Here is a 22,624-nt window from a genome sequence, read left to right as displayed (position 1 = left end):
TAAGTTATGAAGAGTGTCAATGTTTAATGACAAAAACCAGTAAATAAAAAGTTATAGTTTATGCAAAAAAACAAATAAAACATTCTGCTTTATTCATAATGATATAGAACTAGACCTGATGGTGTAGCGTGGAGGATGTTTATCGGGGTATTAATCAATAACTAAACTGGTAGAGCAAGCGGTACTGCACACTTGATTACGTCCTAGCGCTTTTGCTTGATATAACGCGTTGTCAGATTGAGTTATTAATTCTTCATAATTAACTTCTTCAGCACTGAGTTGTGCCACCCCCAAACTTACCGTTACCTTGAGGGTCTGATCTTTATAAGTTAAAGCTGTTGCAGCTATGCTATTACAAATCCGCTGTGCTAGTCCTATCGCGCCACTTAAACTTGTTTCAGGTAAAATAATGGCAAACTCTTCACCACCATAACGACCAAAAACATCTTCAACTCTTAATAAAGAACTTATTAAAGCGCTGACTTCAATTAACACCATATCACCACATTGATGACCATAATTATCATTGAGTAATTTAAAGTGATCTAAATCCAGCATAACTAGTGATAGTTGTTTGCCATGTCGTCGTGATTTTGCATACTCTTGCTCTAGTGACTCTTGCCAATGCCTTCTATTATAGATTTGAGTTAAACCATCTATACGGCTAATTTGCGCCAGCTTAGCTAATGTCTTTTGTAATTGTGTTTGATAATGACAAACATCGGTAACATCTTCAATTAAGATACAGATGTGTTTACCTTTACAATCCGTTTCTATTGGCAAAAAAGTACAGTTTTGTGCCATAAACTCACTATCCGTTGTGATAGGACGAGTATGAGGTAATTCAAATAGATGATGTCTTTGTTCCCACGAACAAAAGCTTGGGGTATTTAATTGCAAAACAGAGCTAAACTTACGTGATAACCAACGCTGTGGCAACTCTGGAAATGCACTAAAGATAGACTGACCCAGAGTATTTTCAGCTACTTTATCGGTATGAACCTGTAAAAAACGATTCCAAATAACAATATTAAAATCAGCATCTAATACCAAAATACCGGTATTTAATTGGTTAGCGATTTGACTATTTATTTGTTTAAGCACCTGCTCATTAAAAGTCAATGTGTCAGGTGTTGTTGAAATAAGAGCGTTAAAATCAAGCATTAGAATTCTGCCAATATCCGATCAAGTACGTCTTTGATATTCGTTATCGCCGTTTCAGGGATCAACAAGATCATATTACAATTAAAGGAATAGTCAGTAACTTGATAGTTAATATTCACTTTTAATGCTAAATCCCAACTAAATGGCATTTGTTGTAAGTGCTCAGATAAGTTGTCCTTGGCACTGGGCAGTAACTTAGGAGCATTATAAGACATTTGATTATCAATTTGACGAGCAAATACATTCAAAAATGTTGTCGTTAAAATAGAGCTAATATCAATTAATTGTTCATCTTGTGATAACTCATCAGGTTCATAACCAAGTAAATCGGCAATGCGACCAGAGTCTTCTTCTTGGTAAACTAAGAGTGCTTCACCACGGATACCTTCATAACCAAAAAAACCTTGGCTTACTACAGCCATAGTATTTTTCTGCTGGCTCAAAGTATGCATTAATTCTTTAGCATCAACACTTTCAATGTTTGGCACTTTCAAGTAAACAAAAGTATCAAGATAACGAGCAAGTTGATCACTTGCTTGTCCCATAGCAATATTAATAAGCTCTTGTAAGCAATCTTGCTGATCTTCAGTTAGGTGAAATTCACTCATAGAAGACCATGCTGTTGTAAATGATTGATTAAATCATCTGGTTTTACTGGTTTACGCAAAAACTCTTTCGCGCCGAGTGCTTTTACCTTACTTTGCATTTCAGGTTGAACATCAGCTGAAATAACAAAAACACTGCAATTAAGATTTAACTTTTGAATACCTTGTAAAACGCCAATACCATCAATTCCTGGCATAGTCAGATCAAGGAAGAGCACCTCAATACTATTATCACGTAAAATAGTTAATGCTTCAGCACCATTAGTTGCAGTTTGAACAGAGCTTTTCCATTGTTCAGGAAGACTTCTAAGCACTTGCTTTCTGGCCATGTTTGAATCATCACAAATAAGCACCGATGGGCTCATAACAGGAAGGACCTTATTTTATTTTTATTTTGTTGGAGGTAATTTACCCTAAAAAAAAGCAATTGTTAATCAACAATTGCTTTTTTTTAGGGTAATTATAAAGATTGTTATTTTCAAGTGTAAAAATCAGACTTGATTACGCTAAGCCACGCATTTTAAATTTGTTTTTTTATTAAAAAATAAGATAAAAGTACAATCTGAGGAAGTGTTTATTTAAGGCAGTCTTTAGCGCTGCTATAAACTAGCCGCCAAGAATAAACGAAGCAAAAGCGAGAGATAATACAGCTGAGCTAAAGTAAATAGCTGAGATCTTAATACTATGAAAGGTAGTTTTCATCACGTTGCCTTTTAAAATTTAAACCGTTAATTAATGAGAAACATTATAATTTATGGGGATATAGAAAAGTGTAGTTAACGGTTGTCGTTTTGTCTAAATTTGTGATCGAAATCATTGAACAGGGAGGTTTTTGTTGCTTCTATTATCTTTAGCTAGGATTTTGCCAGTGTAATTGTGATTGATTAATACTTAGCCACTTTTTAGCTGTTTGGAAGTTCGGGCAGTATTTTTCCACCAGTTGCCAAAATTCTTTAGAATGATTTAAATATTCTAAGTGGCACAACTCATGGATAATAACGTAATCAATAACGAATATTGGTGCCATCATTAAAAGATAATTGAAACTGAGCTCACCCCGATTATTACAACTTCCCCATCGTGCCCTATATTGACGAATATTTACGGTTGTTGGGATTAATGATGTCTGTCTACTAAGAAATTCAAGCCGCTCAATAATCAACTGCTCAGCCTGCTGCTTAAAGTAAGTTTCTAATAGTTTTTTAACCTGCTTAGCTCTGGCTAAAGGCTCTGTTAGTCTGAGACCTACTCTTTCACTAATAACAACATTAAGTTGTCTAAGTGATGGTTTATAAGTACTGAATAAATCAACTTCATTTACTAAACTGTTATCGATGAATACATTAGATTTCTTTGCCAAATAGATATTCAGCGTGAGGGGTTCACCTAAAAACAATAGATTTGAGTTTTGGCTGAAATCACAAAAATCTGGTTTGTCCTTTTGCTCAGCTAACTTTGTCAGTAACCAAGCTGACTTTTCTTGAATAAAAGTATCAATGAAGCTTGTTGTGACATAATAAGGGGCTCGCACAGTGACATGACCATGCCTAACTTGTAAGGCAAGTGTTTTCCTACGCTTACTACGAATAAGTTGATATTCAAGCATAGAAAATTAACCACACACTTTACTAATCAAGAGGCTAATCAAGATATAGCTTTAAGAGTGCTTGAGCACTTTGAATGGTACTTGCATATATCCAATTAACTGGCTTCACTTAATTTTGTGGTTGTTGCTTTCACTTTACTTTTTTTGGCTTTGCTAGCCTGCTTTGGCTCGTCACTGACAACTTCAACAATAGGTGTATCAATTGAATTTTTAGTGGCAACCTTTGTCGGCTTTTTAGCTAACAGCGCAACAAGTACATCTTCTCGATGTTCTGCTAAGAAAATGCTTAACTCTTCGTTGGCACTATCACTTAACTCTACCGAAGATTGAGAGAACATTTGGCTTAAGTTATCAGCCATATCCAACATTTTGTCATATTCATCAGCTGATTTCTTATCCATAAATGTTTTCGCCTCGATCCCGTTTCTAATTACTACAAACCGACTTTCAACTGCCATTAGTTTTCCCCATTCCTACATTAATCTTATTAAAGATTAGATAATACTGTAAAAAATAATACCTAAACCCAAATTATATTTACCACAATAGCATAATCAAAACAAAAACTGTATATAAAACCAGTTAACCTAGCTATTTCAAAAATGGTGCTCAATATAAACATTTAACAACAAGCCAATCATCGCAAGTTTAATCACGTCTACACCAGCTTTCGTATGTCAAAATAACACCAAATGTAAATATTAATGTCAGCAAGGCACAACATTAATTATTGAACAAACAGACAATCAATGACTTAGCAAAAATACACTATTTAACGCTTGATTTTTACTTACATTCTCTGGGTGAATGGTTACAACTTTTTACTAAAAAGGGTCCACTATTATGATGTGCCTTACATAACTAGGCCGAACAAAACACTAACGATATACAATAACTCTCTGGAGAATTACCATGACTACTTTCAAAAAAACATTACTTGCTCTTACCGCCGCTTTACCTGTTTTAGCTATGAGTTTACCAAGCCAAGCAGCAATGACACCTTATATGGAAAAAGCCTTAATCGACGTTTGTAAAGCAGCGAAAAGTGATAGTCTTTTAAAACTTAACAGCACAACCAAATCTTACCGCTTACAAACTAAAACCGTCGCTTTAAAATTAATGTGTAATGGAGAAGATGTAATTAGTTTCGCTCAAAGCAATGGTGCAGAGAAAACAGCAGCGAGATTACAAAGAAGTATTGGTAATGTTAGCATCACTGATGTTGCAGCCTTATCAAAAGTAAAAGTAACTTTTTAATATGATGGCTAAATAAGAACGCTCAACAGGATATTATTGAGCGTTCATATTTACCGCTAATAAACTAAAAAATTAAAAAATGACTAATCACCAAAAACTTTTTCAAACCAAGAACGACGATCAACTTTTTCTTGTAAACATTCTTTCGAAGTAACTATTCCGTTTTCAACCGCTGGATAGATGACAGTATTAGCACATTCTTCTGTTACTGCATTACCCGTTTGTTGTTCAAATAAGGTAACTACAATGCCTTCGGGTTTATCTTCAATTTTATTTACTACACCTTGCCGCTTCATGAAATCGGCAAACAATGGTAGCGCTCCACTACTTCCTGTTAACCCTGTTGGCTTGTTATTATCTTTTCCCAACCAGGTTGTGATTAAGTGTTTGTTGTCATAGCCGATAAACCAACTATCTCGTAAGGCATTACTGGTACCCGTTTTACCCGCAACTCTCTTATTATCTAAACGCCAAGTGAGTGATCTAGCAGTGCCCACTTGAGTGACTTGCTCTAAGGCGTAATCAAGCAAGTAAGCTGCTTGGCTTGATAGTCGCTGCTCACTTACTTGCTCTTTTTGCCAGAGTGTCTCATTTTTTGAGGACAGTATTTTAGTGATAGTATGGCTCTTTTGGTAATAACCTTTATTTGCAATCGCTAAATATAACTGGTTAATTTCCAATGGCGACATATTAACAGCACCTAATAAAACTGACGGACGCATTTGCAGGTGATGTTGATAGCCAAGTGCTTTAATAACGTCAGCTACACTGGTTAGGCCTAAACTCATGCCCAGATTAATCGTTGGTATATTAAGGGAGTATACTAAACCTTCGATTAACGATACCTGCCCTCGGTATTTTCCATCATAGTTTTTAGGTTGCCATTTTTTACCTGAGCCTTTTTTTAGGGTAATCGCTTTATCATCTAAAATAGTAGCAAAATTATATTGTTGATAACGCTCAAGTGCCGCGACATAAATCGCTGGTTTGATTAATGAACCGATATGTCGTTTTGCATTAAGTGCACGATTAAAACCGGCATAACCACTTTCTCGGCCACCAACTAACGCTCGAATCTCGCCACTATTGATATCAGTGACTATCATTGCCGCTTCTAAATCGCTTTGTTTATACTTGCGCTCAAGTAAGGGCAGTTGCTGAGCAACACTCTGCTCTAATAACTGCTGACTGCGGTGCGAGAAGCCAGTGAAGACTTTGATACCAGATTTTTGGGTAACACTTGAAAGATGCTGATTTAGTTCCGCGCTGACTAGCTGCAAATAGGCTGGGTACTTTTTTTTAGCTAAACGACGTTGCACTCTAACAGATAATTCTGACTCTGCAGCCTGCTCAAAATCGACCAGTGATAACATGTGTTGTTCAAACATAAGCCTGAGAATAAGATCTCGTCGTTCTATTGCACGTTTTGGATGACGCCATGGGTCGTAATAACTTGGGCCTTTAACTTGGGCTATCAATAAAGCCATTTGACCATGACTTAATTCATTAATTTTTTTACCAAAGTAAAATTGCGCAGCCAAGCCAAAGCCATAGACACCGTTGGCATAGTTTTGCCCTAAGTACACTTCATTAATATAAGCTTCTAGTAGTTGATCTTTACTGTACCTTAACTCTAAAATCACCGCCATTAGCGCTTCTTTAATTTTCCGAGAAAGTGTCCGCTCTCGACTAAGAAACATATTTTTAGCTAGCTGTTGTGTTAACGTACTACCGCCCTGCACCGTGCGCCCTGCACGGATATTATTGAATAACGCTCTAAAAATCCCAACAGGTGATACGCCATGGTGATGATAAAAATCGCGATCTTCAATAAGCAACAATGTATCAATTAATTGGCTAGGTAACTCTTCTAGCGACACCAAGACACGATCTTCTTTATTATCAGGAACTAAACGTGCCAGTAATTGTGGCTCAAGCATTACAGTGGCAACAGGCTGCTCATCCACACTCAAGGAAACAACAATATCGCTAACAACTTCAATACTCAGTTGCTGCGTGTTGTTAGTACCATCAGTGAAATCGAATGCTCGCTGAAAGATATTTAAACGCTCTACCGATTGAGAAAATTGCCCCGCTCGCGTGGCAAACTTCACTTTCTGATAGTTATTAATTTTTAGTGATTGGGCTATTTCTTCCAAATTAGCTTGTTCACCTAACTGCAATGTTTCGATTTGACCGTACACTTGTACAGGCACTTGCCAGCGCTGACCTTCAAATGTTTGTCTTACCTTAGCATCAAGGTAAATGCAGAAAATTCCTAACGTAAATAGACCGGCAATCATTAACTTGCCTAACGTCATAGCGGTTTTACGTAATATTGATTTTTCTTTTTTCACTGCTGTGCTACGTTTTTTTATTTTAATTTTTGGCATTATTTTTCGATATGCTGAGTTATCAGAGTTTTAGATGTCGTTTCATTTTATTGGTTGCCTTAGCATTAACAGGATCGTCTGGCCAATAATGTCTAGGATAACGGCTTTTCATGTCTTTTTGCACGGCTTGATAGCTACCAGACCAAAAGGTAACTAAATCTTGTGTTACTTGAATAGGTCGTTGCGCGGGTGAAAGCAATTCTAACAATAAGGGCACACTTTGATTTCCTCCAGCTATGCCTTCGACAACACCAATACTCGGTGTTTCTGTTAAGCCGTATAACTCTTGCATCGGCAATGACACTTTTGGCGACTTATCTTGAGAATAACTAATAGGGCAATGTCTTCCTGTCGGTCCTACATAAACAGTAGGCGCTGCTTGGCTTAATATTTTTTGTTTTTGATAACTAAGTAAAGACAATAACATTTGTGATAAATCCAGCTTGGCTAGTTGTGCTTTATTTTTTATCTCACCAACAAATGGCGCAAACCAAGTACTTAGTTTTTCTAATAGTCGATTATCATCAATAACCGCTAAATCATATTCAGGAAAGTATTGATTTAACCATTGCCAACGAGCCTTGAGCGCTAAATCTTTGGCTTGCCAGGGTAAAAAACTCAAGCCTTTTTTCATCACCAGTTCACACCACATAGCACTAATTGTTTCTGTCGTGACTTCTTGTTTTAGTGGCTGTTCTGATAAGGCTATTCCGCCCAATGTAGTTTGTCTTTTAGCGATAATTCTACCGCTCTTGCTATCAAAGTTTGCAATATCTTGCGTCTTAATTTGTGCCGAAAAAACATCAGTTATTTCGACTAGACTAATTTGACTCGCTAGCCGTACAGTTAACTGATTATCATCTTGGCTCGTTTGAGCAATAACAATAAAGTCTTCACTTGCTAAGGCATCTTGTTCATTAACTGATGCCCCTTTGCCATTTACGCAAATATATTCACCATGATTAATCCTAGCTTTCGCCACCCGTTCTGGATAAGCATAAGCGATTAATATACCAGTCTTTGATAAATCTAAGGAATGTACGTTAAAACGTAATTGTAAATTTTGAGCGAGTCGATTTGCCTGTAATAAAATCCGTTCTAACAAGGGGTTTTTATTACTCTTATGCTGAATTAATAATTGTAATCGGTGCACTAGATCACAATCGAATTTAGATTGCTCACCTTTGAAAATATCACGTTCCTCGAGTAACGCTGCAATCAAACAAGCTAAGATAGTTATATTCTGCCCTTTCGCTTGTGCCATTAAAATCATGTGAGCGAAACGTGGATGGCAAGGTAAATTGGACGCTTTTTCACCGTGTTTGGTGAGTACATATTTATTATCGACAATGGCTAGACTTTGTAACTCTTGCCAAGCTTGTTGCTCTTTAACCTTACTCGGAAGTTCTAATAAAGGTAAGTCAGCTAAAGTAGAAACGCCCCATCGAGCGGCTTCAATCAAGGTCGGTAGTAAATCGGCTTGTTGAATATCATTAACGCTGTGCAGCGGTCTGCGCTCAAAATCATCTTTGCCATATAAACGGATACAATGCCCAGGCATTAATCGCCCTGCTCGCCCTGCTCTTTGTACCGCTGACGCTTTTGATATTTGCTTTTGCATGAGTTTATTCATCAAACTGGCACTATCAAACACAGCCACTTTTTCAAGCCCGCAATCAATAACAAGATCAATACCATCAATGGTCAGTGATGTTTCTGCGATATTAGTCGCTAAAACAATTTTACGGTGGCCATTTTCACAAGGTGCTATTGCTTGCTGTTGTTCCTTGAGACTCAATTCACCAAATAAAGGACAAACTTTCACACCTTGCGTTTGATGGGCCATCAAACGTTCAAGTAAAAAACGAATATCGGCGACACCAGGTAAAAAAACTAAGATTGATCCCATATGATCAAACATTTTATCTTTGATCACCGTCAATGCATGTTCACGCCAACGTTGATGTCCCCTAGGAGCTTGATAACTCACCTCTATCGGATAGCTTCGCCCTTCACTATTCAATATATGAGCATCGGGCAATGCTTGGCTTAAATACTCGATATCTAGCGTTGCAGACATGAGCAATATTTTTAAATCATCGCGCAGCTCGGTTTGTACTTCGCGGGTGAGCGCAAAGGCTAAATCCCCCTGTAAACTTCTCTCATGAAATTCATCAAAAACTACTAACGCGGTATCTAAGAGTTCGGCATCTTTTTGAATAATCTGCGTTAAGATGCCTTCAGTAATGACTTCAAGACGCGTTTTCGCTGACGTTTTACTGTCGTTACGTAACCGATAACCAATGGTTTCGCCTACTTTTTCATTGAGTTGTTTTGCTAGGAATATTGCTATGTTTTTAACGGCTAAACGTCTAGGTTGTAGTAAATAAATTTTTTTATTAGCCAAACTTGGCAACGTCAATAACCATAAAGGTAAACACGTTGATTTACCTGCTCCTGGTGGAGCCGATAAAATAAGGGTATTTTGCTCATCAAGAGTTTGGCAAAATTGTTGTTTAATTGCCTCTATGGGTAATGAAGTAGTCACGGCCATCGATAAAATATAGTTATTAATATAATGGCTATTATCATAACAATTATTACTTGTCGGGCATAACTCGATAAGCAATTGAATTTGTCTATAATTGATATATCTTCGACTAAATACGCTTTAAAGGTGTCTATTAAATGAAAAAGTCTCTCGATAATGTGGTTGAATTTTGTTTTTTAGCTGAGCCTACAGACGTTAACTTTGGCGGTAAGGTTCATGGCGGCATGGTAATGAAATGGATAGACCAAGCGTCTTATGCTTGCGCTGCAAAATGGAGTAAACGTTACAGTGTGACTATTTCTGCTAATGGTATCCGCTTTATTCGTCCGATATTAGTCGGTCAAATGATTACAGTCACAGCTCAGATAGTACACACTGGGCGTAGTAGCATGCACATTTATGTGGTCGTGAGAGCCTGTGACCCTAAAGAACATAGTTATGTCGTTACCAACCGATGTTTCATTACTTTCATGGCAACTGATGAAAGTGGTTATCCGGTAAAAGTTCCTAAATTTGAACCACAAAATGAAGAGGAGAAAAAATTAGAGCAAGTGGCAATGCACGCAAAAGAGTTTGCTATAAAACTAGACCAAGATTTTGAGCAGCAGTTAGGTTGGAAATAACGTTCCCTAAACATAGCAACAATAACAGCCACTTACATTTAATTATGAACGATAATTAAGAAACTAAATAAATATGTAAAAAACTTGCAAATAAAAATTTATCTGCTTACTTGGCAAGTTATTTAAAGCCTGTTATTACTAAACGTTCCCCTTCTACTAATCAGAACTAATCAGAGAGGAGTTACCATGGAATACTCAGCACATGGACGTTATGTTATTGAGCAACAAAACAATATTTTATTAGTCGATGCACATGGACCGTTTAATGAGGTTACAGCAGAAAAGTACCATCAAGATATAAAACAGCTAACCGAACAAATGAGTGGTGAACCGTGGGGCTCATTAATCACCTTTCGTGGTAATAGTGTTTTTACTCCTGATGCTGAACAACAATTAAGAGAAACAACTCAATATAGACAAAAAAAAGGCATGATTGCTATCGCTGTTGTTATTTTAAATAGCGCCTATGCGGATATGCAACAAATGCAATTACAGCGTATCTATCACGACTGCCAAATAGAATTTCATGTTTTCAGCGATAGGGAAAGTGCTACCGATTGGCTCAATGGTTTTATAGAGCAAGCAATATTATTAAAAAATAAACAACGAAAAACAGCGCGAGTTAATTAAATAACTATGCCAATAAAAAATTACGTTATGATTAGCTAAAGTTCAATAGCCCCTAATTAGCTCATTTTAATATGATACTTCAACTGCAATCAGCAAAATTAATTAAGCGTTACAAACGTTTTCTCGCCGACATTGAACTTCCCAGTGGGGAAGAAACGACTATACATTGTGCTAACACAGGTGCAATGAAAGGCTGTGCTGAGCCTGATGATACCGTTTGGTATAGTACGTCAACCAACACGAAACGAAAATATCCCTTTAGTTGGGAAATCAACCAAACCCAGAATGACCACTTTATTTGCGTAAATACCTTACGCGCCAACCAACTGGTCGAAGAGGCATTAAACAAAGGTTTGATCAGTGAACTATCTGGCTTTGATGAATTAAAACGAGAAGTGAAATATGGAAATGAGAACAGTCGAGTTGATTTTTTAGCAACCTATATTCATGCGCCTGACACCTACATTGAAGTAAAGTCAGTTACTTTATTAGACAAAGGTCATGGTTACTTCCCTGATGCGGTTACCACGCGCGGTCAAAAACACTTACGTGAATTAATGGACATGGTCGCACAGGGACATAGAGCCGTATTATTATTTGCCGTTTTGCATTCCGGTATTAATGCTATTTCTGCCGCGAGTCATATTGATCCAACCTATGCAAAGTTACTCGAAGAGGCCAAAGCTGCTGGCGTTGAAATAATAGCCTATAAAGCTGGGTTCACCCTCGAAAACGGAGAGCTAGATATTAATTTAATTGAAAATATTCCCTTTATTGAACGATAAATATTGACTAGTACCACTGAAATTTGCTAAAAGAGCTTGCTAAAAATGTTTAAATAACAGAATAAAAATTACCATTACCATTAACTAGTTGATAAAATTAGATAAAATATTTATTTTAACTAATTTGTTGATTTTTATCATGAGCGACACAATATAGTCCTGATTAATCGGGTCATATATAAAAATATTGGTACTTACAACAAAGGCACCATACCACCTTAAACGTGGTATATTAGTAAATCGCCTTGGTCTATGTAGCATTTGGAGAATAAGCATGCCAAAAAGTAAACACAAGCCATTAGGTATCCTTGCCTTAGCAGGCGTTGCGCCATATCAAGAAAAAGCTGGCGAAGAGTACATGGAAGAGCCTCAACAAGAGCATTTTAAAAAGATTTTAGATGCTTGGCGCTTACAATTACGGGAAGAAGTTGATCGTACTGTTTCGCATATGCAAGATGAAGCAGCAAACTTTCCAGATCCTGTGGATAGAGCAGCTCAAGAAGAAGAGTTCAGTCTTGAATTACGTACACGAGACCGTGAACGTAAACTTATCAAGAAAATTGAAAAAACGTTACAATTAATTGAAGATGACGATTTTGGTTTTTGCAAATCTTGCGGTATAGAGATTGGTATTCGTCGTTTAGAAGCCCGTCCAACTGCCGATCTTTGTATTGAATGTAAAACGTTAGCTGAAATTAAAGAACGTCAAATGGCTGGCTAATTATTAGCTAACCATACCTAGTTCTAGCTAGTATTTACTAGACATGGTTCACATGCAAAATTTGCATATCAAGCGACCACAGGAGGCCAATCAGGCTTCTCAATATCGTGGTCGCTTTGCTCCATCCCCTTCAGGCTTACTTCATTTTGGTTCCCTTATCGCTGCTCTTGCGAGTTTTCTAGATGCTAAATCGTTTATTAATGATCATGGCAAGCAAGGAAAGTGGTTAATTCGAATTGAAGATATCGATCCGCCCCGTGAACAACAAGGTGCCAGCACAGCAATATTAACGAGCCTTGAAGCTTTTGGGCTACACTGGGATGAAACCGAGCTTTATCAAAGTTCTCAATCTCAATACTACCGTGATATTTTATCTAACCTGTCAGAACAAAAACTAAGTTATTATTGCCAATGCACTCGCGCTCAGATCAAAGCTATCGGCGGTATATATCAAGGTCATTGTCTTAGTGCTAATCATCCGCCCCAACACAGCGCTTTAAGACTCGTTAATCAATACGGTTTACATCAATTTAATGATCTATTTCAAGGCCATGTGCTTTGTGACAAAAAATTAGCTGATGAAGACTTTATTATCCACCGTAAAGACGGCTTATTCGCTTACCAGCTTGCCGTAGTTGCTGATGATATTGCACAGGGTATTACCCATGTTGTCCGCGGCTGTGACTTACTCGAACCGACAGCCAGACAATTGACCCTTTATCAAACATTAAACAATAGCTTTTTGAAATGTAATACCCCTCTATTCGGTCATATTCCCTTAGCAATAACCAGCGATGGTTACAAACTTAGCAAGCAAAATAAAGCGCCTGCTATTGATAATGACAGACCACAGCCAGCCATTATTGCAGCGTTACAATTTTTAGGTCAATCACCAGCACCTGAGTTACATAATGCTAGCGTTGAAGAGTTAATTAAATGGGCCATAAATAATTGGCAACGAGGCAATGTTCCTAAAGCGGTTGAAATAAACATTGATTAAGCTAACGGGTAAAAATACCACCGGTTAAATCACTTATACCGAAACGACTAAAATACATTAAATAAAGGAAATATAATGTCTACTAATACACATAAAACCATTGTAATTACTGGCGCTAATCGTGGTATCGGTTATGCCATGGCTAACATTTGTCAACAACGTGGTGATACCGTTTATGCACTTTGTCGTCAAAGCTCTAAAGATCTAGATGCGCTTGGCGTAAACGTTGTAGAGCAAATAGATGTTGCGACACAAGCTGGCATCGATAAAGCCGTATCAGCTCTCAGCGATGTTAGCATTGATTTATTGATCAACAATGCCGGTATTTTACGTAACGAGCAATTGAGTGATTTGAACCAAGAAACAATTGTTGAACAATTTAATGTCAATGCTGTTGCACCACTCTTCTTGAGCCACGCTTTATTAGCTAACTTATCTTCGGGTAGTAAAATTGGCTTCATTACTTCTAGAATGGGCTCAGTTACAGATAATACTTCAGGAGGTCGATACGGTTATCGCATGTCTAAAGTTGCCCTTAATATCGCGGCGGTATCATTAGCCAGAGATCTTGCTGATGAAGATATTTCAGTCGGTATTTATCACCCTGGTTATGTACAAACGGAGATGGTAAATAGTAGTGGTATATTAAGTAATGGTGATATCAGCGCCGCAGTTGCAGCAGAGCGTCTAATCGCCTTAATGGATAATTTAACCATGGCGGATTCAGGTGTATTTAAACACTCAAATGGTGAAACATTACCGTGGTAGTTTGAGACTAGAGAAATTAGTAAATACCCGTTCCACTTGAAGATGCTGGATTCAGCTGGAATTATAAACGCTTTTAGACAAGGCATTGATTGAAGAGAATGGTTGTTCCCTTGTCGAAATCAATAACGTAGCATAAAACGCTTATAAACCAGCCCTTTGGGGAAGCCTGAGCAAAACATCCCCGTCGTTACCTTTATTTTTAAGGACGCTACATGGATGTAACTTAATAGAAAATGCAGGAGCACATTATCCTGAATACCCTTAACAAAAAAATGTGCCTTGAGTATGATTCGCTCAGGTTTCCTGAAATGAGCACCTTCAAATGGAGCGGGTATGAAGAAAGAAAAGTGAGCTTTGCTTCTCATGGTGCTTTCTCTGTCCTTTTTTGCTGTTTTTTCATGCTAATTATCCCGTCTGTTATTCTCTTTTGCCCTGCACTGTTATATCATTGCGGCACTATTTTATGTCTGTCTTAAAGGCCTGTGACTATCAAAAGCGTTATTAATTTATGCAAACGAGTTTTCTCCAAAAAAGTGAGTAAAACTATCGTTGAAACGACCCCTAAAAAAAACGCTAAGAAAAGCACCAGTAACAAAAAAAATGTTGCTACTGCATCCTTTGATAACCCATTGGTTTTCTCACGTGATCAGCATCCTGTCTCGCGCCAATTAATGAGCCCTAATGCACTTAAAGTATTACACCGTTTAAATAGAGGTGGTTTTGAAGCTTACCTTGTTGGTGGCGGCGTCCGTGATATTTTATTAGGTTTCGAGCCTAAAGATTTTGATATCGCAACCAATGCAACTCCTGATGAAATTAAAGATTTATTCCGTAATTGTCGCTTAATTGGAAGACGCTTTCGATTAGCACATATTGTTTTTGGTCGTGAAATTATTGAAGTAGCCACTTTCAGAGGCCATCATGATAATGCGTCCGAGCAAGAGAAAAGCTGTAAAACAACCTCTAAGCAAAGCGAAGATGGCATGTTATTGCGAGACAACATCTACGGCAGCATAGAAGAAGACGCTGAGCGTCGAGACTTTACTATCAATGCTTTATATTATTCATCTAAAGATTTTAAGGTGTATGATTTTGCCAATGGCGTGCAAGATGTAAACGATAAAATCATACGTTTGATTGGTGATCCTGAAACGCGCTACCGCGAAGATCCCGTACGTATGTTACGAGCGATTCGTTTTGCCACTAAACTTGATATGAAAATAAGTGATGCGACTAAAGCACCCATTAAAGAACTATCAACATTAATGGCCAATATTCCTGCGGCTCGTTTGTTTGAAGAGTTCTTGAAAATGTTCATTGCAGGTAAAGCTGTTGCAAACTTTGAGCAACTGCGTAGTTATGACCTATTTGGTTACTTCTTCCCAGCTGTTGACCAAGCGCTTAACAATGAATCAGACGAACAAAGCTATTTGTTAGATTTTATTATGCTAGCAATGGAAAACACTGATAAACGCATAAACAATGACCAACGCGTAACACCGGCATTTCTATTTGCCGCCATGCTTTGGTATCCATTACAAAAGCATATGCATCAAATTAAGGCGACTACTCAACTAACGCCACAAGATATCTTCTTTGCTGCCCTCAATGAAATTATGCCCGAGCAGCAACGCAGTATTGCGATCCCTAAACGTTTCCAAGCAGTCATTAAAGATATTTGGATCCTGCAAGATAAGTTAAGTCGCCGCGAAGGTAAACGTGCATTTAAAACATTAGAGCACCTTAAGTTCAGAGCTGGTTATGACTTCTTATTATTACGCGCACAAATAGAAGGCACACCTGAACTAGAAGAATTAGCACTGTGGTGGACAGACTTTCAAGAAGTGTCGAATGATGCCCAGCTTCAAATGATTAAAGGCGTAAACGTGCCACAAGGCTCAAAACGACGTAATCCAAAAAAACGTCGTAAACCTAGTGCAAAGCCAACTGAATCATAACGGCAAAAAAATGCAAAAAACGACCATTGCCTACATAGGGTTAGGTAGTAACTTATCAAACCCTAGATTACAAATAAGTAAGGCTGCTGACGAAATTTCTCAGATTAAAGCGGGTAATGTAATTGCATTATCGGCTTTATATTTGAGTAAGCCTATGGGTCCTCAAGACCAAGATGATTACATCAATGCAGTCATAGCCATAGAAACCACTTTACCTGCCCTTGAGTTATTAGACGCCTTACAAGCAATAGAAAATGCAGCAGGACGTGTACGAAAAGATAACCGTTGGGGCGCACGAATTCTCGATTGTGATATTCTATTATTCGGTAATGAATCGATAGAGAATGAACGATTAACGGTTCCTCACTACGGTATGAAAATTCGAGAATTTGTTTTACTGCCATTAGCAGAGATTGCGCCTACTTTACATTTACCTGACGGTACCTCTATCAGCTCTCTTGCTAGTGAAATCAACAGCAATGGCATAGTGAAATTATCGCTATTAAAATAATAAATATTAAAACTATTTCCCTTAACACTATAATAAATAATTAGAACTACTGCTAATTAACCTATTCGGAAAAATCATGGCTAAAATAACTACCGCAAGCTTGCTGAACATGAAATTACAAGGCGAAAAAATATCAACCATTACCGCCTATGATGCCAGCTTCGCAAAACTATTTGACCAAGCAGGTATTCACGCCATATTGATTGGCGACTCTTTAGGCATGGTACTACAGGGTCAAGACAGCACCTTACCCGTGACTATTGAAGATATGGCTTATCATACACGTTGCGTAAAACGTGGCGTTGAAGAAACCCTTATTATCGCTGATATGCCTTTTATGAGCTATGCCACTAAAGAGCAAGCTTTAACAAATGCCGCACTGCTAATGCAAGCTGGTGCTAGCATGGTAAAAATGGAAGGTGGCGCTTGGCTTAATGACACCATTTCTGCATTGGTTGAACGTGGTATTCCCGTTTGCGCTCATCTTGGATTAACACCACAATCAGTCAATATTTTTGGTGGTTTTAAAGTACAAGGTCGTGATGATGATAAAGCAGAGCAAATGATCGCTGATGCAAAAGCACTTGAAGCAGCTGGCGCGCAATTATTGGTACTTGAATGTATTCCCGCCATTTTAGGTGAAGCCATCACTAAAGCGCTAACAATTCCTACTATTGGTATTGGCGCAGGTAAAGATACTGATGGACAAATTTTAGTTATGCACGATGCCCTAGGTATTGCCTGTAATTATATGCCTAAGTTTTCGCGTAATTTCTTAAAAGATACTGGCGATATTAAAAAAGCAGTTGAGCTTTATATCAGTGAAGTGAGTCAAGGTAATTTCCCTGGCGATGAACATATATTTAAGTAATCAACACAAGTAAATTACTTAAAAAACAATCAGAAAGCATTACCAGAAAACACTAAAAATATAGCTCTATTAATAATACCAATTACACTAATAAATTGATCAGCTTAGAGTTATATTAGCGAGCTTAGAACAAGTAAAATTACTTAAACATAGTTATTCTATATTTCTTTAATTTTATGCCGTTATTAGTTTGCTAATAAACTCCCAAAGGGCGAGTTTAAAAGACTTACATGCAGCGTTATTAATTTCGAGAAGGGAGTAACCATTCTCTTCAATCAATGCCTTGCCTCTATGTCTTTTAATTCTCGCTAAGTGGTCAATTAATTAATGTACTTGGTATAAGATACTAATAATAAATAATTATAAAAAATAACGGCAAAATAAATTTATGAAAACAGTCAGTCAAATTAGTGAATTACGTGCGCAAGTCAAAGCATGGCGTCAACAAGGTTTAACCGTTGCTTTTGTGCCTACCATGGGTAACTTACATGCAGGTCATATTTCATTAGTGGATGAAGCACACAAACATGCCGATAAAATTGTTGCCAGTATATTTATCAATCCAATGCAGTTTGGTATAAACGAAGATATTGATAACTATCCACGTACCATGGTTGATGATCAGCAGAAATTAACCGTTGCTGGCACTGATTTACTATTCACACCAACACCTGACATTATTTACCCAAAAGGGTTGGCGAAGCAAAGCTTTGTAGAAGTACCAAACATCTCTGACGGGTATTGTGGGGAGAGTCGCCCAGGTCACTTTCGCGGTGTTGCTACAGTAGTTTGTAAACTATTTAATCTAGTACAACCGGACGTCGCTTGTTTTGGCTTAAAAGATTATCAGCAAGTACAAGTTATCCAAACGATGGTTGAAGACTTGTCGCTGCCAATTACTATTATTCCCGTGGCAACCACCAGAGAAGAAAGTGGTTTAGCCTTAAGTTCTCGTAATGGTTATTTAACTGCTGAAGAAAAAGCTATCGCACCTGTGCTTCAACAAAATTTACAGTGGCTGGCTGAACAAATTAGCATTGGTTTTGCTCAGAGCGATAGCATTGATTTTATTGGATTGTCTAAGCAAGCAGCTAAAGCAATAAATGATTCAGGTTTACATACTGATTATCTGCATGTTTGCCACGCACAGACATTGCAACCTGCAAGTGAAGATGACACTCAGTTAGTTATTTTAGCCGCGGCACATTGCGGTAAAGCACGTTTGATTGATAATCTGCAAGTTGATCTAACCTAACTGTATGTTATCTATATTTCTCGACGTATCTAGCGTAATTGTTCATCGCTAGGTACGTAAAAATACGCCATACCAGCGTTCTCTCAATACAAATAGTCAGCTATTACTCAATCAAGCACCTTCCCCTAATTTATTTCCTCTATGCAAAACAAGAACACAAACTAATCGAATTGGTATAACTTGTATAGTTAGCTTTCTGCGTACCGATAATATTCCCATTAAAAAGATAAGCCATGTAATTGCCATACTACCAGCACTGGTTTGCTGTTCTTGTGTCATATCAGAGGAGTCTTTTGATACCGGCATGGTAATTGAATCAGATATCACCACAGGATCAGTGACAAGGTCTGGTATCGCTGCAAGTTCCGGTGTCGGATCTGGATCAAGGGCTGGTGTAATTTCTGCCTCGGGAATAACGTCTGGTTCGGGAATAATAACAGGATCTGGCAGCACCAGCAGCTCTGTCATTGTTGTACTACTAAAAATGAACTCTTGTTGAGCCAGAGTCAGTATTGTTTCAACCTGTTTTTGATAAGTATTGCCACTGCTATGTCGTAAGCATAACTTATCACCTTCACTGACTTGTATCACATCAGTATTATAAGCATCCGCTATGCAACCAATTGAGTATTCCCCATTACTAATACTGAGCTTAATATTAGTGTTGATGCCAGTAATAATAACCGCTTCAGAATAAACAGCTACATCTAGTTCAACATCCAATTGCTCCGTAAAGCTAATCTCCTGAACTTGCTCATCTATATCTGACGGCTCAGAGGTAACTCTCAGATTATCTATTGAAATATCACCTTTACTTCCACCAATAACCTGTCCAGAAAGTCTTAACTGAAAAGGCGAAGCTTTATATTGCCCTAGTGATATGGTGGCGAGTGACCAACTCAAACCACTTTGATGTTGCGGACCTGATTTGTGCCAAAGAGTTTGCCAACTTCCCCCATTATCTTGAGTAATCTGTACGCTTAATGATCCCGTATCTGAGCCATACATAGAATAATAAAAGCTTAATTCTGCTGCTGAAGACGCTTCAAACCTGAAACAAGGGCTAATAAGATTGACCCTATCATTAGCTGAAATTAATTCATGTGATGCATCAATATGTAAAAAAGTATGGCCTTCTTGTGGTTTACTCGCTCCGGTACTTGAGGTACTCGTACTGTTATAATATTTCCAATTAAAGTTATCTAAATAACTATCTTGTCGCCAACTATTATTTTGTGGTGACTCGTTGTAATTAAAGCCTTCCTGCAAACCTTGCGCTGTATGAATAGCTAAATCACGACACGTCGGATTTTTTGCGGCTGCAAAGCTATTGAATAAATGGAATTTATCACTCAGTAATACTCTTTCGATCCGCTTGATTTGTCCGGCGCTAAAACGATTCCGACACGTATTATGCCCTTTACCCATAATATTAAATCCGTCGGGGTGGTAGGCATTACCTGTTGAATCAACTGTACTTGCTGAATAGACACAATCGTTATAGTAGCTGCGTTCGCCAGGGTCTACCGCAGTATCAATAACTTTATCACCATACTGCCATCCCCCATCTCCTTCAAGTAATGTGATTGGGCCATCATCAATACTTTGATAAGTATGCAATAATCCTAAATTATGCCCAAACTCATGGGATATAGTAGAAGTTGCTAAATCTTCTGGCTCAACCTCAATCATATCAGTCGCTTCATAATTCCAATAAGCATGACCATTTTTACCATCAAGATTTGCAACAACAACATTTAAAGAACCATAACGAAGGAATTCCCTTACTTGTTCTTCATTGTTAGTATCCCATTTACCATCATGTATGCCCGCGACATCATTATTGGTTAAATAGATTTTATCCCGTAAAACAAAACTGATATTTAAAGCCTTAAAGTCACGATTAAGCTGATCAATACCCTGGTTCAATTGTGCCTCTGTTGCACTCGCCCCCTGACCACTTCGGTCATCCGCTGAAATCAGATAATATACGCCAATTTCATTTACGCTAGATTGAGAAAATACCGTTAAGCTATGTAACAACATAAAGCCGATAATAAGCGTTTTTAAAAGAGGTAAAGTACTGCGTGTCGACATGATTGAATTAAAACGTTGATTGAACAATAACTAAACCATACTTAATAAAAATATCGTTTTGAATAGATACAATGCCTGTTTTATATCGATTTTTGCTCTATTGACAGCGAATGCTACTACCCAGGCTTAAAATCAATTTTGCTTAGTCTTTTTTTATCAAAAGTTGACTTTAATTTAACAAGGCCAATCATAAACCAAGTAGTGATAACAAAAGGCGCAGTTAATGTGGGTAGTGCTATTATCTCAAAAGCTCTTGTAAGCAATACTGAGAGTAAAATAGCAAAAATGGTAATACTGTACTTGTTTGGGTAGCGATCGATAAGCGCGATAGCAACAAGACAGCCATTAAAGCCATAAAGTCCCATCATTGCTTTCTCTTGAGGAAAATCTAAACCAATAGCAATAAGAAAACTAATAAGTGAAGAAAATATTGCCCATACTGCCGCTTGATAAGAATTACATAGCAATGCACAACAAAACACAGCACCTGTAAGCCAGTTATCTTGCAACATAACTTGCCCTACTCCACGAAGAACACCAGACAATGCCGTTATAAATGACAATGTAATAGGTGCAACAACACTCTCTTGGTTTTCTTGGCTTGAAATGACTAGCCCTGCATAATCAATTATCAGCACTAACATCCATGTTGATAGAATAAATGGCGCAGTCAGAGCTGGGATAGCGGGCATTTTAGTTAGCATAAAGTGCATCAGCAATGTCGATGAAACAGCAACGACAATCACTAAAAACAGAGCAGTAAAACTAAGCGGTATAAAGTAAAAAACAGCAATACCAACCAGTGCAGCATTGAAGCCATACAGACCTTTAGCCACTGAATCTAAGTCATACTTTAGTAATTTAGCGGTTACTAAGCTCGACAATATTGCTAGTACGCATCCGAGTAACATCGTAGTTGAATTGATGCCAATACCGACTAAAAATAACAGACCAGTAACCGCATTTTTTTGCAGCATAATTTGAGCTGAACTGTTTAAAGCACTTTTAGCAAAATGCTCAAAGGGATAATTCATGAATATTTATAGACCAAAAAATTACGATCAACGGTAACAATGAACGTAGCTGTTTAACCTAATAGTTAAACAGCTAGAATGAAAGAGACTAATATGGGTAATTATCTAGCGACTACACGTTAGCAGCGACCAGGAGTTTACTGATTAAAGCTAGTTGCTACTGATATATTTTAACGTGGTGATAACTTGCTCAACCGAGGTAGCCCAAGCTTGCGCACTTGCATCAACTTCTTTTAATGGGTGAATTAACGCTTCACCATGTAATGTTATATAAGGCTTGTTAAGTGCTGCACAATATCCGGCATCAAAAGCGGCATTCCATTGTTTATATTTATCACCAAAGCGGATAATCGCCACATCACAGCGCTCAATAAGTGTTTTGGTTCTCATTGCATTTACTTTGGCTGATTTATTATCTCGCCAAAACTGCTCGGTTTCAGCGCCAAGATGATCACCAGCACCATCACTTGTTTCATGATGAGTAACCGCCGAAGAAAAAGTGATATCTAAGTCACTTTCTTGGCAACCTTGAATGATTTTTTCACGCCAATCGGTATGAATTTCACCGGAAAGATATACTGCTAATTTCATGATTAAGCCTCTATTATAATGAGCCAAAGTTATATTCAGCCATTGTTATATTCAGCCATGATACATGACTTTCGAGTTATTCAATGTATGAATCTAATGAAATGACATTTCACTATGTGGGATATCAAGAGTATGTGAGGTGTTTTACTTTCGCGGTGGTTCATATCAGCTTGATTCAACGTTGGAGAGTAAACTCTCTAAGTA

General features: G+C 37.7%; 21 protein-coding genes. 11 read left to right on the top strand and 10 right to left on the bottom strand.

The genetic code is table 11. The features are described 5' to 3' along the window. Positions 1-150: 150 nt before the first annotated feature. The 5 genes from CXF85_RS09475 to CXF85_RS09455 form a co-directional block, all read right to left on the bottom strand. Positions 151-1,164, bottom strand: coding sequence for a GGDEF domain-containing protein (locus tag CXF85_RS09475; RefSeq protein ID WP_101228286.1), 1,014 nt, complete (start codon positions 1,162-1,164; stop codon positions 151-153). Next, positions 1,164-1,772: a chemotaxis protein gene (locus CXF85_RS09470; protein ID WP_101228285.1), complete on the bottom strand. Its 609-nt coding sequence runs from the start codon at positions 1,770-1,772 to the stop codon at positions 1,164-1,166. Before CXF85_RS09470 ends, CXF85_RS09475 begins: the two co-directional genes overlap by 1 nt. Then, positions 1,769-2,134 (bottom strand): response regulator, encoded by a 366-nt coding sequence (locus CXF85_RS09465; RefSeq protein WP_101228284.1) that lies wholly within the window; start codon positions 2,132-2,134, stop codon positions 1,769-1,771. Before CXF85_RS09465 ends, CXF85_RS09470 begins: the two co-directional genes overlap by 4 nt. Before the next feature lie 485 nt (positions 2,135-2,619). Continuing rightward, a complete protein-coding gene (locus CXF85_RS09460) occupies positions 2,620-3,375 on the bottom strand; it encodes a M48 family metallopeptidase (RefSeq protein WP_101228283.1) in 756 nt (251 codons plus the stop codon). Positions 3,376-3,470: 95 nt separating this feature from the next. Further along, entirely contained in the window at positions 3,471-3,833 is a 363-nt protein-coding gene (locus tag CXF85_RS09455; RefSeq protein ID WP_101228282.1) for a YebG family protein, read from the bottom strand. Between the two features lie 454 nt (positions 3,834-4,287). Between CXF85_RS09455 and CXF85_RS09450 the strand changes: the two genes are divergently transcribed. Beyond that, positions 4,288-4,632 carry a DUF3718 domain-containing protein gene (locus CXF85_RS09450; protein WP_101228281.1) on the top strand — a complete coding sequence of 115 codons (345 nt, stop codon included), beginning with the start codon at positions 4,288-4,290 and terminating at the stop codon, positions 4,630-4,632. A gap of 83 nt (positions 4,633-4,715) precedes the next feature. Here the strand turns inward: CXF85_RS09450 and mrcB are convergent, their stop codons facing one another. Both mrcB and hrpB read right to left on the bottom strand, forming a co-directional pair. Next, entirely contained in the window at positions 4,716-7,025 is a 2,310-nt protein-coding gene (mrcB, locus tag CXF85_RS09445; RefSeq protein ID WP_101228280.1) for a penicillin-binding protein 1B, read from the bottom strand. A gap of 22 nt (positions 7,026-7,047) precedes the next feature. Further along, positions 7,048-9,579 (bottom strand): ATP-dependent helicase HrpB, encoded by a 2,532-nt coding sequence (gene hrpB, locus CXF85_RS09440; RefSeq protein WP_101228279.1) that lies wholly within the window; start codon positions 9,577-9,579, stop codon positions 7,048-7,050. A gap of 134 nt (positions 9,580-9,713) precedes the next feature. Between hrpB and CXF85_RS09435 the strand changes: the two genes are divergently transcribed. The 10 genes from CXF85_RS09435 to panC all read left to right on the top strand — a co-directional run bounded on the left by CXF85_RS09435 (position 9,714) and on the right by panC (position 18,698). Further along, complete coding sequence (locus CXF85_RS09435; RefSeq protein WP_101228278.1) at positions 9,714-10,199, top strand: acyl-CoA thioesterase; 486 nt, start codon at positions 9,714-9,716, stop codon at positions 10,197-10,199. A 186-nt stretch (positions 10,200-10,385) separates the two neighbouring features. Beyond that, positions 10,386-10,829 carry a hypothetical protein gene (locus CXF85_RS09430; protein ID WP_101228277.1) on the top strand — a complete coding sequence of 148 codons (444 nt, stop codon included), beginning with the start codon at positions 10,386-10,388 and terminating at the stop codon, positions 10,827-10,829. Between the two features lie 71 nt (positions 10,830-10,900). Continuing rightward, complete coding sequence (gene sfsA / locus CXF85_RS09425) at positions 10,901-11,614, top strand: DNA/RNA nuclease SfsA (RefSeq protein WP_101228276.1); 714 nt, start codon at positions 10,901-10,903, stop codon at positions 11,612-11,614. Between the two features lie 274 nt (positions 11,615-11,888). Next, complete coding sequence (gene dksA / locus CXF85_RS09415) at positions 11,889-12,335, top strand: RNA polymerase-binding protein DksA (protein WP_101228274.1); 447 nt, start codon at positions 11,889-11,891, stop codon at positions 12,333-12,335. Between the two features lie 52 nt (positions 12,336-12,387). Beyond that, positions 12,388-13,335, top strand: coding sequence for a tRNA glutamyl-Q(34) synthetase GluQRS (gene gluQRS / locus CXF85_RS09410; RefSeq protein ID WP_101228273.1), 948 nt, complete (start codon positions 12,388-12,390; stop codon positions 13,333-13,335). A 75-nt stretch (positions 13,336-13,410) separates the two neighbouring features. Then, entirely contained in the window at positions 13,411-14,103 is a 693-nt protein-coding gene (locus CXF85_RS09405; protein ID WP_101228272.1) for an SDR family oxidoreductase, read from the top strand. A gap of 533 nt (positions 14,104-14,636) precedes the next feature. Next, complete coding sequence (gene pcnB / locus CXF85_RS09400; protein WP_101228271.1) at positions 14,637-16,061, top strand: polynucleotide adenylyltransferase PcnB; 1,425 nt, start codon at positions 14,637-14,639, stop codon at positions 16,059-16,061. A gap of 10 nt (positions 16,062-16,071) precedes the next feature. After that, positions 16,072-16,572 carry a 2-amino-4-hydroxy-6-hydroxymethyldihydropteridine diphosphokinase gene (folK, locus tag CXF85_RS09395; protein WP_101228270.1) on the top strand — a complete coding sequence of 167 codons (501 nt, stop codon included), beginning with the start codon at positions 16,072-16,074 and terminating at the stop codon, positions 16,570-16,572. Positions 16,573-16,648: 76 nt separating this feature from the next. Continuing rightward, a complete protein-coding gene (gene panB, locus CXF85_RS09390) occupies positions 16,649-17,443 on the top strand; it encodes a 3-methyl-2-oxobutanoate hydroxymethyltransferase (protein ID WP_101228269.1) in 795 nt (264 codons plus the stop codon). A 388-nt stretch (positions 17,444-17,831) separates the two neighbouring features. Continuing rightward, positions 17,832-18,698, top strand: coding sequence for a pantoate--beta-alanine ligase (panC, locus tag CXF85_RS09385; RefSeq protein WP_101228268.1), 867 nt, complete (start codon positions 17,832-17,834; stop codon positions 18,696-18,698). 111 nt (positions 18,699-18,809) lie between these two features. Here the strand turns inward: panC and CXF85_RS09380 are convergent, their stop codons facing one another. The 3 genes from CXF85_RS09380 to CXF85_RS09370 form a co-directional block, all read right to left on the bottom strand. After that, positions 18,810-20,822, bottom strand: a complete 2,013-nt coding sequence (locus CXF85_RS09380; protein WP_157829058.1) for a M43 family zinc metalloprotease — start codon at positions 20,820-20,822, stop codon at positions 18,810-18,812. Positions 20,823-20,911: 89 nt separating this feature from the next. Next, positions 20,912-21,829, bottom strand: coding sequence for an urea transporter (locus tag CXF85_RS09375; protein WP_101228266.1), 918 nt, complete (start codon positions 21,827-21,829; stop codon positions 20,912-20,914). 150 nt (positions 21,830-21,979) lie between these two features. Then, the gene (locus CXF85_RS09370) at positions 21,980-22,420 is read right to left on the bottom strand and encodes a YtoQ family protein (RefSeq protein WP_101228265.1); all 441 of its coding nucleotides are present in this window, start codon (positions 22,418-22,420) and stop codon (positions 21,980-21,982) included. Positions 22,421-22,624: the final 204 nt, after the last annotated feature.

The organism is Colwellia sp. 75C3, assembly GCF_002836255.1.
Classification (GTDB): domain Bacteria; phylum Pseudomonadota; class Gammaproteobacteria; order Enterobacterales; family Alteromonadaceae; genus Colwellia.
Note: the sequence above shows the minus strand (reverse complement) of the source record. Positions and strands in the feature narration are given on the sequence as shown.